The organism is Winogradskyella ouciana, from assembly GCF_965284585.1.
Lineage (GTDB): Bacteria > Bacteroidota > Bacteroidia > Flavobacteriales > Flavobacteriaceae > Winogradskyella > Winogradskyella ouciana.
Genome location: NZ_OZ260095.1, coordinates 2,729,688 through 2,743,856, shown reverse-complemented (window position 1 = coordinate 2,743,856; position 14,169 = coordinate 2,729,688). Strand labels below are relative to the sequence as shown.

At 35.1% G+C, this 14,169-nt stretch carries 8 protein-coding genes; 6 read left to right on the top strand and 2 right to left on the bottom strand.

The window, feature by feature from the left end; all coding sequences use genetic code 11:
* Positions 1 to 49: 49 nt before the first annotated feature.
* Positions 50 to 1,429 (top strand): nucleotide sugar dehydrogenase, encoded by a 1,380-nt coding sequence (locus ACQ65V_RS12220; protein WP_155087437.1) that lies wholly within the window; start codon positions 50 to 52, stop codon positions 1,427 to 1,429.
* 95 nt (positions 1,430 to 1,524) lie between these two features.
* On the opposite strand, the gene ACQ65V_RS12215 is transcribed toward ACQ65V_RS12220, so the two are convergent.
* Positions 1,525 to 5,850: an Ig-like domain-containing protein gene (locus ACQ65V_RS12215; RefSeq protein ID WP_430468122.1), complete on the bottom strand. Its 4,326-nt coding sequence runs from the start codon at positions 5,848 to 5,850 to the stop codon at positions 1,525 to 1,527.
* Positions 5,851 to 6,219: 369 nt separating this feature from the next.
* Here ACQ65V_RS12215 and asnB point away from each other — a divergent pair, with 369 nt between their 5' ends.
* Entirely contained in the window at positions 6,220 to 8,025 is a 1,806-nt protein-coding gene (gene asnB, locus ACQ65V_RS12210) for an asparagine synthase (glutamine-hydrolyzing) (protein WP_430468121.1), read from the top strand.
* Positions 8,026 to 8,043: 18 nt separating this feature from the next.
* On the opposite strand, the gene ACQ65V_RS12205 is transcribed toward asnB, so the two are convergent.
* Positions 8,044 to 9,375 (bottom strand): right-handed parallel beta-helix repeat-containing protein, encoded by a 1,332-nt coding sequence (locus tag ACQ65V_RS12205; RefSeq protein ID WP_430468120.1) that lies wholly within the window; start codon positions 9,373 to 9,375, stop codon positions 8,044 to 8,046.
* Between the two features lie 410 nt (positions 9,376 to 9,785).
* Between ACQ65V_RS12205 and ACQ65V_RS12200 the strand changes: the two genes are divergently transcribed.
* Genes ACQ65V_RS12200 through ACQ65V_RS12185 form a run of 4 tightly spaced genes read left to right on the top strand, consistent with a single transcriptional unit; the run spans position 9,786 to position 14,166 of the window.
* Positions 9,786 to 11,333, top strand: a complete 1,548-nt coding sequence (locus ACQ65V_RS12200) for a lipopolysaccharide biosynthesis protein (RefSeq protein ID WP_430468119.1) — start codon at positions 9,786 to 9,788, stop codon at positions 11,331 to 11,333.
* A gap of 6 nt (positions 11,334 to 11,339) precedes the next feature.
* Positions 11,340 to 12,434 (top strand): glycosyltransferase family 4 protein, encoded by a 1,095-nt coding sequence (locus ACQ65V_RS12195; RefSeq protein WP_430468118.1) that lies wholly within the window; start codon positions 11,340 to 11,342, stop codon positions 12,432 to 12,434.
* A 35-nt stretch (positions 12,435 to 12,469) separates the two neighbouring features.
* Positions 12,470 to 13,588 carry an O-antigen ligase family protein gene (locus tag ACQ65V_RS12190; protein ID WP_430468117.1) on the top strand — a complete coding sequence of 373 codons (1,119 nt, stop codon included), beginning with the start codon at positions 12,470 to 12,472 and terminating at the stop codon, positions 13,586 to 13,588.
* Positions 13,585 to 14,166, top strand: a complete 582-nt coding sequence (locus ACQ65V_RS12185) for a serine O-acetyltransferase (protein ID WP_430468116.1) — start codon at positions 13,585 to 13,587, stop codon at positions 14,164 to 14,166. The genes ACQ65V_RS12190 and ACQ65V_RS12185 overlap by 4 nt, the downstream gene beginning before the upstream one ends.
* Positions 14,167 to 14,169: the final 3 nt, after the last annotated feature.

Sequence of the window (14,169 nt, the reverse complement as noted above, 5' to 3'; positions counted from 1 at the left end):
AATTTGTCATCCTAAAAGGATTTAACCCAAGTCAAATAAACTTAAAACTATGAAGATAAATAAGATATGTTGCATTGGTGCCGGATATGTTGGTGGTCCAACAATGGCAGTAATTGCAAAGAAAAATCCTAATATACAGGTAACTATTGTTGATATTAATGAAGAGCGTATTGCCGCTTGGAATGATGAAGACGTATCAAAGTTACCTATCTACGAACCTGGACTTGCGGAAATCGTTGCCGAAACCAGAGGCAAGAATTTATTTTTCTCAACTGAAATCGATAAAGCCATTAAAGAGTCTGAAATGATTTTTATTTCAGTCAACACTCCAACAAAAACTTATGGTAAAGGAAAAGGCATGGCAGCCGATTTAAAATATGTGGAGCTTTGTGCAAGAAACATTGCTGAAGTTGCCACTACAGATAAGATTGTGGTTGAAAAGTCTACGTTACCTGTAAGAACTGCACAAGCGATAAAAAGTATCTTACACAATACTGGTAGCGACGTTAAGTTTGAAATTCTTTCTAACCCAGAATTCTTAGCAGAAGGTACTGCAATACAAGATTTATTACACCCAGATCGAGTGTTGATTGGTGGAGAATCAGAATCAGCTATAGAAAGTTTGGCCAACATATATGCAAGTTGGGTACCACAAGAGAAAATCTTAAGAACCAATGTTTGGTCTTCAGAATTATCAAAACTTACAGCCAATGCATTTTTAGCTCAGCGTATTTCTTCCATTAATGCAATCTCAGAATTATGCGAACATACTGAAGCTAACGTTAATGAAGTGGCAAGAGCTATAGGTATGGATTCTAGAATTGGTCCAAAGTTTTTAAATGCTTCAATTGGTTTTGGTGGGTCTTGTTTTCAAAAAGATATACTCAATCTTGTCTATATTGCTAGAAGTTATGGTTTAAACGCTGTAGCAGATTACTGGGAGCAGGTTATTATTTTAAACGATCATCAAAAAAGACGTTTTTCAGATAATTTAATCAGTACATTATACAATACCGTTTCAGGTAAAAAAATAGCAATGCTTGGTTGGGCTTTTAAGAAAGATACCAATGATACACGTGAGTCTGCCGCTATCTACGTTGCTGACCATCTTTTGAGTGAGCAGGCTAATATTGCGGTTTATGACCCTAAAGTGCCTTCTAAAAAGGTATATTCTGATTTAAATTATTTAGAAACCCGTTCGGAAGAAGAAAACAAAAATCTTGTGGCTACTTTCAGCGATCCTTATGAAGCTGTTAAAGATGCGCATGCCATTGCTATTATGACAGAATGGGACGAGTTTAAAACCTACGATTGGGAAAAGATCTATTCAAGCATGAAGAAACCAGCATTCATTTTTGATGGTAGAAACATCTTGGATAAGGCTGAAATGAACACCATTGGTTTTGAATATTCTTCAATAGGACAGTAAAGAAAACAGTATTAAAAAATAACGGCGCTAAAATCTCATTTCAATTATGAGTTTAGCGCCGTTTCACTATAATAAAAACTAACTTTTATTTCTTTTTATCTTATTATCAATCTTTTTGTTATTTCCCTATCTATATCATTCATCTTAATAATATACATGCCTGGTCGCAACATGGTTACGTCTATTCTCGTTGTTGTTGACATACTCAAATTGTCATTTGAAATAATTTCTGAATGAATAAGCTTACCTGTAATATCATATAAATGAACCCTACTTAAAGCTACTGAGCCAGATAGTTTAACATTTACATAGTTTTTAGCTGGATTAGGAAACACATCAAAAGAAAAATTTTGAGGATCTTCAGGGACTTCTGTTTCGCCTCCTTCTTCATCACAATCATCATCAACAAAAACCATTACAGAGTCTTCGTCAAAATCTAAAGCATTAAATACCGTAACTGTATATTCTGTTGTAGTATTTGGTGACACCTGAATTGATTGTGTCGATTCACCAGTACTCCATTCGTACTCATCACCTCCCGTTGCTGTTAAGGTTACTGTTTCTCCTAGACAAATTTCTACATCCTCTCCAGCATCAGCTTCAACCTCAGGAATAACATTGACTACAACTTGTTTTTCGTCATAACAATCACCAATATAGCCTCGTACTTCGTAAGTTGTTGTTTGTGATGGACTTACTGCAATATTTGGCTGTGTTGCACCATTGTTCCATTGATAGGTATTAGCACCTGTTGCTGATAGGGTAACAAAATCACCATTCATAATATTAACGCTATTACCATTTACAATTACAACATTTGGATTTGGATCTACAAAAACCGTTACGTCATCAGTATCTTCTTGAGAGCCTTCCGTAACTGTTACCGTGTAAGTAGTAGTTGACAATGGGCTTACAGTTATGCTTTGAGTAGTTTCTCCCGTACTCCATAAATAACTGTCACCTGTATTAGCTGTTAAAACAACTTCATAAGTGTCATTTTCACAAACACGTCTGTCTTCACCAGCTGAAGCTTCAAAAGGCCCTTCAATGGTTACAGTTACTTGTGCTTCAGCAGAACATGTTCCTGTTGTCCCTGTAACTGTATAGGTAGTGGTTTGTGATGGACTTACGGTAATAGAACTTGAAACATCACCTGTATTCCATAAATATTCAGACGCACCATTTGCAACTAATTCTATAGTCTCACCTTCAATAATAGTTATATCATTAGTAACCGTAAGGTTAGGTGTTTGGTTTACAGTTACCGTTACACTGTCTGTATCAGTATAGCCATAAGCGTCTTCTACTGTTACTGTATAAGTTGTAGTAACAGTTGGGCTTACCGTTGGGTTAGCACCTGTTCCTCCTGTATTCCAAGTATAGGTAACACCACCTGATGCATCTAATGTTACACTCTCTCCACTACAAATTACCACATCTTCACCTGCATCTGCAATCACTTCTGGTACAACTGTTACTGTAACCTCTACAGTAGTTGAACAACCATTTACACCAAGTGATGTCACTGAATATGTAGTAGTGGCAGTTGGAGTTACATTAATGAAAGGAGTTGTCTCTCCAGTACTCCAAGTATAATTGTCTCCACCATTGGCTGCTAGTGTTGAAGATTCTCCTTCAACAATAACTATGTCATCACTAACAGTAATATCTGGTGCATTATAAACAAATACAGTAACATCATCCGTGCTTGTACAGTTATTGTTAGTAACCTCTACTGTATATGTAGTATCTGAAGTTGGGCTTACATCTATTGTAGCTGTAGTTTCACCTGTGCTCCATAAATATGTGGTTCCACCATTAGCTGTTAAAGTTGTTGTTTCACCTTCACAAATTGTTACATCTGCACCTGCATCTGCAACAGGAACAGGATTCACAGTAACGGTAACACTATCTTCATCAATATTCCCTTCGTTATCAAAAACTGAAACTGTATATGTTGTAGTTACTAATGGATTTACAACTATTGTAGCCGTAGTTTCACCATTGTCCCATAAAAAGTTTGGTCCGCCAGATGCTGTTAATGTTGCTGCATCTCCATCGCAAATCTCTTGGTCTGGTCCTGCATTTGCAACTGGTAGCGTACTAAAATAGAACGTTAGGGCAAAATTATCAACCGCTACGATGTTACCAGAGGCACCATCCTGACTATAATAAGTTACTGTAAAAGTATATGTGCCAGCTTCAACAACATAAGGTTCAAAATCAAAATCTACATGACCTCCAGGAAGACCAGCATATATTGGTCCACTTTCTACCCAAGTTCCGCTTGTAGGACCTGTCCAAACTACTTGTACACTTTCTACATCAGGGCTATCATCTCCTCCTTGAGGAATACTTCTAAAGTTTATTTCGTTAGATTCATTACCCAGATTAACATCAGCATCACCTACAATATTCTGAATCAATTGATCCGTTGTTGCATTGTAAAGTTCATAGGTTCCGTAAAATGTGTCAATAACTGTAATTGCTGAACTATCAGTCATACCTGAATCACTAGCAGTATAGGTTATAACTGCTTCTCCTTCACTTATTGCGGTTACAAGACCAGTATCGTCTACTGTTGCCACGGACTCATCACTACTCGTCCATGTCCCTAAAGTATCAGTTGTGTCTTCAGGCAATAGCTCTTTGGTTAATTGCACCGCTTCACCTACGTCTAAAGTTGCTGTATCTGGTGTAACCGTAATGGATTCTAATGGAATAACAATATTAGTAACAGTTATTGTAGATTGGTCTGTAAATCCCCCATCATTAGATGTAAATGTAATGATTGCCTCACCTTCGGCAACTGAAGAAACCAAACCGTTAGTATCTACCGTTGCAATTGAAGGATCACTAGACGTCCATACACCACTTTGATTAGTTGTATTTACTGGAGTGAAAGTCTTAGTTAAGCTAATGGTTTCAGGTATATTTATGGTAGCCGTTTCTGGGCTTACCTCTACCGCTACAGCAGGAATATCAGGGATTTGACCATTGGCGGTTTGATTTAAGAACTCTTCTAAATCGGTATAACCATCACCGTCCGTATCTATTACACCATCGCTATTTAAGTCTCCAAATTCCGCTATTTCCCAAGAGTCAGGCATACCGTCAATATCGTTATCTGGATAGGGTATACCATTAACTATAATTGGAAAAACATTATTAACTTTATTTTCTGTACTAATACCTAGATCAACATCATTAACTGCACGTGCATCTTCAGCGTCTCGTAATGGTAAGGAAGCGCCTACATGGTCTCTTAAATTATCCCAAATATCCATAGCATCCCAAAGAGCAACATTATCTGTAATTATTGGTGTATTATTTATTGTATAGCTTCTTAAGTTTTCAGGAATTAACACATCGTTATCTGCTTGTCCTCCACCGTTTTGGCCTATTTCCCATTGATCGTAACTGTCATTTGGTCTGTATGGTGTAATATTATCTTCAACATATATTTCCATGCCATTACCAACTGTAGATGCACGCAACCAACGTCTACTTGAAATATTGGTGTTAGCTACCGTAGGTGAAGGGTTACCATTTTCTTTGGCCCAATTCTTAATAACGTTTACATAGTAAATACCAGCATCCGTACTTGGGTCGTTATTGTTATAAGATGGTCCGTTAGTGTAATCGTAGTGGAAGTTGTTGACATGTTCATAGTAACAGTCCCACGTAGGTGCTTCGTTAACTGGTGTGGAAACAGAAGGATTACGAGTTGCCGTACTTAACCAAGCATTTCTAAACCAACTTATATTTGTTGGTCCTCTTGAAACTAGAAACGTTTTATTATTACCACCATAAGAGTTTGTAAAAATGGAATATTGAATTGTAATATTAGAACATTCAATTTGTGGAGGTCTTCCTGGCTGACCATCATAATTAGCAATATCTAAATTACCGTCAGAAGACCAGGCGAAAGAACAATGGTCAAAAATAATATTATTACCACTATTGACCCAGACATTGTCAGCATTGTTACCACTTCTATAAGATGTAGACCGTCTAAATCTCATATATCTAATAATAACCTCATCTGCATCAATCTCCAAAATAGGCCTATCAATTGTTTCTCTGGTAAGCATAATACCACCTCCCGGAGCGGTTTGACCTGCAATTGTTATGTTAGGATTGGTGATTTTAATTGTAGGTCCGGTAAGGTCTATCCTTCCACCTACTTTAAAAATTACAACTCTGGGACCAGAGGCTTCACATGCAGCTCTAAATGAACCAGGACCACTATCATTAAGGTTGGTAACCTCAATTACTTGGCCTCCCCTTCCTCCTACGGTATATTTACCATAGCCTTCAGCTCCGGGAAAAGCAGGTATTTGAGCGAACAAATTTAAAGAAGTTAAGCAAAAAAAGACAATACCCAGCAGGGTCTTAGTTAGGTTGTTTGGGGTACTCATAACTATTTTTTAGTTTTCATTAAGGGCAGGCAATATATATAAATAAATTACGTAGCCAAGTTTAAATACGTTATTATTCGATATAAAGCAATGTTTTGTAAGTATTTTAATACAATCATAATCGCTTTCGTTAAAATATGACTTATATACGGTGAAATACACCTTTTAGACGTTCAAAATTCAACTTTAACAACCTGAAGAAGATTATTACAAATAAAAACGAAAATCGTACGAAATTAGACACGAAATACTGAATGAGCATAAAAGTTAATAGCACATCATACGCTTTCATAGCCATTTAAACGTTTTTTGAAAAAAACATATTGGTATTAAATGAAAATTGTTTTGTTTTACAAAAAACTAAACTACATGTGTGGTATATATTTAACCAATATTCCTTTTGAAGACAATGTCGTAAAAGAAAAGCTTGAATCAATTTCTTTTAGAGGTCCCGATTTTACTGGTATAGACAAAGTCGGTGATATTACTTTTGGTCACCTTCGTTTAGCCATATTGGATTTAGATCCAAGATCTAATCAACCGATGTTTTATGAGGATCTTGCTCTTGTATTTAATGGTGAAATATATAACTATAAGGATATAAAAAATGAGCTTATAGAGTTAGGCTATGAGTTTAAAACAGAAAGTGATACCGAAGTCCTTTTAATTGGTTTTAAACATTGGGGAAAGTCTGTTTTAGATAAGACCAATGGCATGTTTGCATTTAGTATATACAACTCTACAACCAATACTCTATTTTCTGCCAGAGACAGAATGGGCGTTAAGCCCTTTTATTACTACTGGAATGGAAGTGAATTGGAAATATGCAGTCAGATACGTCCAATGTTAAAAGGAAAACAAATCAATGAAGAAGCCATATCCATGTTTTTGGATTGTATGTTCGTTCCAAGCCCGTATACTATAGCAAAAGACATTTACAAATTGCCTCCTGGCTGTTACATGGAGGTTAACTTTAACACCAATGAACTGAGGGTTGAAGAGTATTGGAATTTAAAACCGGTTAAGATCAAGGATATTCCTTATGAAGATGCCAAAAAAGAATTGCACGAACTGTTGAAGGATGCCGTTAAAATTCGATTACAGTCCGATGTCCCTATTGGATCATTTCTCTCAGGTGGTATAGATTCTGCATTGGTTTCTAGTATTGCTTCAAAAGTATCACCAACACAAATCAATACGTTTTCCATAGGTTTTAAAGATCCAAAATATGACGAAAGTAAAATCGCGGAGCAGTATGCTGAAATTATAAACTCTAATCATACGACTACGATTTGTAGTCCTGATGATATTTTAGAACTCATCCCAAAACTCACAGAAGTTTATGACGAGCCTTTCGCAGATAGTTCTGCCCTACCGTCCTTATTACTCAATAAAGTTACAAAGCAATATGTAACCGTTGCATTATCTGGTGATGGTGGTGATGAGAGTTTTATTGGCTATCCTTATTTTGATTCTTTGGTGAGAAACAAAAAAATCATTGATATTCCTTATCCAATTAGAAAGTTTTTGTCACATCCTACGTTGCTAAAGCTTTTTGGCATGAATTCACATAGAGTTAGAAATGCCCTGAGCACTAAAACCAGAAACGATTTTATCGAAAATATTTTTTCGAGAAAAGGTTTGCTTTTAAAGAAAAAGAACCAAGATTACATGAAGCATTACCAAGGCTATAAAAAATGGTCTGATATATTTCTTCAAAAGGCAGCTGACCTTAATATAAAACTGTGGCTGGAAAATGACAGTAATGTTAAGGTGGATAGAGCGAGCATGGCCTATTCGGTTGAAGTGCGTAGTCCTTTCTTGGATTATAGAGTTGTGGAATATGCCAGAACGCTTCCGATGCACTTTAGATATGAAAAAGGCCGTCAGAAAAAAATATTGAGGGATTTATTGAAAGACTATATTCCTGAAGAGGTTTTTAACCAACCCAAAAGAGGTTTCGCCGTACCAATTGGTAATTGGATGCGTAAGGAACTTAAAGATGAATTTCTTACCGCACTTAATGACGATTTCTTAAACAAGGTACCGAACCTTAATGTTGAAAAATTCAAGACGCTTTTAGATGAACACATGAGCGGTAAGGCCAAACACACACCTAATATTTGGAAGCTTTTTGTACTGAGTAGATGGTATGATGAGTTCGGATTTAACTAAGATTTGATTTAATGGTGATTAATCACCACCCTTTACCGTAAACTCAACATCAAAATTACTGTTCTTATTCGGGTCATATTTAATATATTCTATCAATTCCACAAGGTTCGGGCTTTTAACCGTAATATTTCCTGTTACATTTTTAACACCATTGAGCGTTCCCAAACTCGACCCTCTAATGGTGAAGAATAAAGATTTTGTATTAAAGCTTACATAAACATCTTCAAAAGAAAAACCACCTAGTGGACCTGAGGACTTATAATAATCCGGAACTTCCAAATAAATGACACTCATACCATCTTTTTGCAGACAAATATTCTTGGCGCTGAGATTTTTAAATGACACTTGGTAGGCCTTGCTTGGTTTTCTAGAATAAATCAATCCCCATTTGCTGCTATCCACAACTATATCTTTAAAAGTGACTTTTCCCCTCACAGGATTAAATGCATTTGAGGACACAATAATTTCAGCGGCAGGATAACGGTTGGATTCATCGTGATTCATGCTCAAATAGCAGTTGGTGAAATTTATACTTACAGGCTTGGATTGATCCGTTAAATTGTCCAGTCCCAAAACGATGCCAGAATGATTATTGTTGGTAAAAGAACAATGGTCAAAGTTGACATTGATAACAACATCGGTTTCCTTATCAGGCTCTATATCCAAACCAGCTTCTGGCAACGTACCCTTTGTTTTGGTAAATACTGAATTTTTCACCCAAACGTCCTTAGCACTGATAATACTAATACCTTGTCTTTTGTTATTGGTAGAGATAATGCTGTCAATCCTAATATTTTCAGAATATAACTTGTCCTTATAACCATCTATATATATCCCATCTCCACCAGAGCTCGAAATGGTTAAATCACTTACAGAGATATTGCTACAACCCATAAAGCTTAGACCCATCCTCCACTCACCATCAACATATTCTTGTTTATTCATGGTAAGAAGAGCTCCATTGCCAATAATAGAAACGTTCTTACAGTCAACAAATTTTAATAAGCAGTCGCTTGTAGAGGTATAAGCTCCAGGCTTTGCTCTAAAGATTACATCTTTTTCAAAAATAATCGTCTTGTTTTCTATGTTCCTTAATGTTAGTGGAGACACCAACCATTCACTATTTTGTTTATCAATTATTATGGTGTCATTAGTTCTTATTGCTTTGTAAAACGCAGGTTTGTTATCGTCCGTGTTAAACCCAAAATCCGAAACTTTTACGGTTTGGCCAAAAGACATCAGTGAAGCTGAAATCAGGAACACAATCAACATTCCTTTGGATTGAAGGAATTTTTCCACAATCCGCAAAAATCGTGGTCTTACACCTAAGTTATATACTTTTAATCGCATGAATTGATTTTAGACGTAAAATAATGTTTTTCATCAAAAAAAGTGTTTCAGAAAGATTGTTTTTTTCATCTTTGCCTTTAACCAAATTTACTAGACATATCGTTATTTATGAATTATGGAATCAAAGTAACAATCTAATTATAAGTGATTTAAAATTTTAATCACAGTCTTATTTTAAGGTGCAGATTGTTCCTGGAAAAATGTTTTCAACCTATTTGTTTTTTATGAAATTCAACTTTCAAAAAAACAGAGGTATAACGACGGAAACAAAAACTAAAAGAATTCCCTTAATATTTTATACCGATATTTTCTAGAATTGAGTAACAATTAAGAAGGCACATAAGTTTTATTAGTTAAGTAAAATTTATATCCTTGTAGCTAGTAATGCTTTAATAGCGAAATGCTTGTAAATGTCTAGAGTAAGTAAATCTTTAAAAAACGCGAAAGTTGGTGTATTCTTCTTTATTGCATCGATATTCGTTCAGTTTTTCTCTAGAAAAATTTTCCTCGATAATCTTGGTGACGAATTTATTGGTTTAGAGACTACATTACGAAGTGTTTTAGGGTTTCTCAATTTGGCAGAACTTGGTATAGGTACAGCAATAGGTTTTACACTTTACAAACCAATTTTTGACAAAAACCATAAGGAAATAAACAAAATTATCGCATTACTCGGTGTTTTGTATAAAAGAATAGGCTATATCATTATTGGTGTAGGCGTAATTACTTCATTATTCTTTCCATTAATATTTAATGATACTTCATTTACATTAGTTTTAATCTATTTTGTTTTTTACACCCTCTTGTTCTCTACTCTACTGAGTTATTTTGCCAACTATCATCAGAGTTTATTGGGAGCCGATCAAAAAGGGTACATCATTCAAGGTTATGTACAAACCCTGATTATAGTTAGAGTCATCCTGCAAGCAATTGTGGCTATATATCTCAAGGATTTTTATGTGTATATCGTACTGGAGTTAATTTTCAGCATTATCTACAGTGTTTTATTGCGAAAGAAAGTAAAAAAGGAATATCCGTGGCTCATTATAAACTCTACTGAAAAAGCAGAGATTATTAAAGAGTATCCAGACATCATTAAAAAGATAAAGCAGGTATTTGTTCATAAAATGGGCTCGTTTGTAAAGAATGGTACCGACAATATCCTTATAGCTGTATTGGTGACTCTAGAGAGTGTGGCATTCTTTGGGAACTACCAACTGATTCTAACTAAATTGGGAGGTTTGGTAAAGATGGCTTTTGCTGGTACAGGCTCTGCCGTGGGCAACCTAATTGCCGAAGACAATCAACAAAATATTAAAAAGGTGTTTTGGGAACTCATGGCTATTCAGTTTTTTATAGCTGGCTTTTTTAGTATGATATTGTACTTTACCATGGAGCCATTTATATTGCTATGGTTAGGAGCAAAATATATTATGGCAAAAACCACGCTTCTGTTATTGATCGCTAACTTCTTTATATATCAAATCAGTTCTACAGTAGAGCGTTTTAAAAACGCCTATGGGCTTTATCAAGATACTTGGGCTGCAGCTTCTGAAGCAATTTTAAATCTTGGAATTTCATTCGTTTGCGGAAGTATTTGGGGAATAGATGGGGTTATTACTGGTACTCTGGTCAGCCTTATATTGATGGTGGTGATCTGGAAACCATATTTTTTATACAAAAACGGATTCCATAAAAGTGTATGGCTATACTGGAAAGGTGTTTTACCTCTAGTGACTATATTTTGTATATCAGCAATTATAGTACATACCATCAGCAGTTTTATGACATACGATAGAGAGGCTTCAAACTTTTTGGACTGGACATTTTATGCCGCCAAAATAACAGCCATTGTATCGGTTATTTACGGAGGAACTCTCTTTGTTTTCAACAATGGTTTTAAAGTATTTGTTTACAGAATGAGGGACTTAGTCGCTAAAAAATTAATTAGAAAATAAAAGATATTGGTTCGTAAAAAGAAAATAGGATTTGTAATCGGTAAACTTTCTTCAGGAGGTGCAGAACGTGTTATATCTACTTTGAGTAACGAACTCATTGAACGCTTCGATATTACCATTATCACATTTTCAAAATCAACACCTTTTTACGCTTTGGATGACAGAATCAACGTTATACCTTGTCTTGAAAAAGCAGAGAAGCCAAAGTCAATGATAGACTCTCTAAAGCTGAATTATACTTTGGTAAATCGCATAACCAAGATTTCAAAACAAGAGCAAATAGATATTCTAATTGGGTTTATAACATCAGCGAATATCCTAACTGTTCTCGCAGCTAAGCGTAATGGTATTCCTTCAGTAATTAGCGAACGTAACAACCCATTGGTTGAGGATGTTCCAAAGCTTTGGGAAATATTAAGGCGTTACGTATATCCAATGGCAGATACATTGGTGCTTCAGACCAAAGGCATAAAAAAGCTATACGAGAAAAAAATTAAGGCGCACAAAATTACTATATTGCCTAATCCAATTTCTTCAGAATTGTCTGAGTTGAGAAGGTCTAATACAAAACAGGAAAAAATAATTCTATCGGTAGGACGCTTGGATAAAAACAAATGTCATGATGAATTGATAACAGCTTTCCATACTCTAAAACCCGAAGGCTGGAAAGTAAAAATTATTGGTGATGGTAACAAAAAAGAAATGTTGACCAAACTCATCGAAAGCTATGATTTATCCGAGAAAATTGAAATCATATCAAAAGTTAAGAACATAGACAAGTATTATAATGAAGCCTCAATTTTTGTGTTCACATCAAAGACCGAAGGTTTCCCTAATGCCCTCATGGAGGCCATGCACTTTGGTTTACCGAGTATTTCGACGGATTGCAATTTTGGACCCTCAGATTTAATAAATGATGGAGAAAATGGTTATCTAATTCCGGTTAATGATCAAGAAGCATTGACAAATAAATTATCTGATTTGATTAGTGACGAAAATTTACAGCATAAGTTTTCAGAAAATGCAAAGCAGACCACAGAACAATACAAGAGTGAAAATGTAGTCTCACAATGGGAAGCATTGATAAATTCGCATATTTAAATAAAAACTAATAAAGGAGCATATAGTTTGACGAGATGAAAATTATAAAGTACATAACCTTAGCACTTGTTTTGCTAAACCTTCCATCAATAGGGCTCTTTACCTATGGTGGTGGTGTAGGTGCAATGCTTAGTTATGCTACAATTTTTATGTTGGTGGTTTACTATGCTTTAGAAAAGAAAACAACACCAAACTGGTGGATTATCATTATCGCCTTATTGTATTTTATGATTGGTGCGTTGCAATATGAAGGTGCTCCTATGGCTTTTATGATGGAGCTTATTAAGTATTTCATTTTTGTTATTGGCGGATATGAATTGGCAAAGAATACCAGTACGTTAGAATTATTTGTATTCTTTCTTATAGGTGCGTTAAGTATAGGTGTTGAAGCCATGTCCTTTACCAACGACTATGGTCGTTATGCCGGTTTTTACCTCAATGCAAACGTTGCCGGATTTATATGTATTTATGGATATTCAATAATTTATGGGCTTAAAAGCAGTACGTTAAAATTGCTAGGTCAATTTGTATTTACCTTAATGGGATTGTTGACATTTTCAAGAACATTTATTGTTATTTGGGTATTGCTTAATCTTATCTCTCTTAAAGTAAGTATAAAGAATGTCAGGATATTCGGAATCGCCTTTTTAATTTTCTCAACACTTTTATTTATCGATCAGGTCGTAGGTCTTAACAATCCAAGATTTGAACAATTAAAGAGTCTTGTAAGTGATGACCGAAAAGTATCAAGTGAAGAGATAAGTGAAGATTCTAGAACAGAGACTTGGGCTCAATTTTACGATCAGATTTTTGAATCTCCAATAATTGGTAGTGGTTATGGTACATTTTCAGGTAAAATTAATTCTATGGGAGTTCATAACTCATACCTAATGATTATTGGCGAAGCAGGTATAATACCTTTTTTATTATTTTTAGTTTACATGGCCAGGCTCTTCTTTAAAAGTTTTATGCATTTTAAAAAAGCCCCTTATCTTATAATGATGACCATATCCTTAGCAGTATTTTTACTGGCAAATCATAACTTTTTCACTTTTTACTATATGACTTTTGCCGCGATGTGGATTCAATATCAGATATATAAAATAGATAATGAAGAGGAGGAATTGGAAGAGGAAAAATTAATAGAAGCATGATACGTTCTAAAAAAGACTATAACAAATATATCAGTCAAGACAAAAGAGCCCTTGGTATTAAGTCCAAAGGTTTTGGTAGTAAAATTATGACCTACCTCTCACCTAACTACATATGGCAGTTTCAAAAGACCATGCGTAAATTAGAGTATTATAACAATTGTAAGAACAGTGGTATTTATAAACTATATGTTGCGTATTTAAAGTATAAGTTTAAGAAAATATCCATAAAACTTGGCTTCTCTATCCCTATTAATGTTTTTGGTCCAGGTTTATCTATTGTGCATTATGGAACTATAGTAATTAATAGAAACACAAAGGTAGGAAGCAATTGCAGAATACATGCTTGTGTTAATATAGGTGCTTCTGGTGGTGAGAAAGGTGCACCACAGATTGGAGATAATGTCTACATCGCACCTGGTGCTAAAATTTATGGAGATATAAAAATTGTAAATAACATTGCAATAGGTGCAAATGCAGTAGTCAACAAATCTTGTGAGCAAGAAAATGTTGCTCTCGCTGGAGTACCGGCAAAACCTATTGGTAGTGTTGATATAAAAAAAATAATAAAACACATTTAGCCC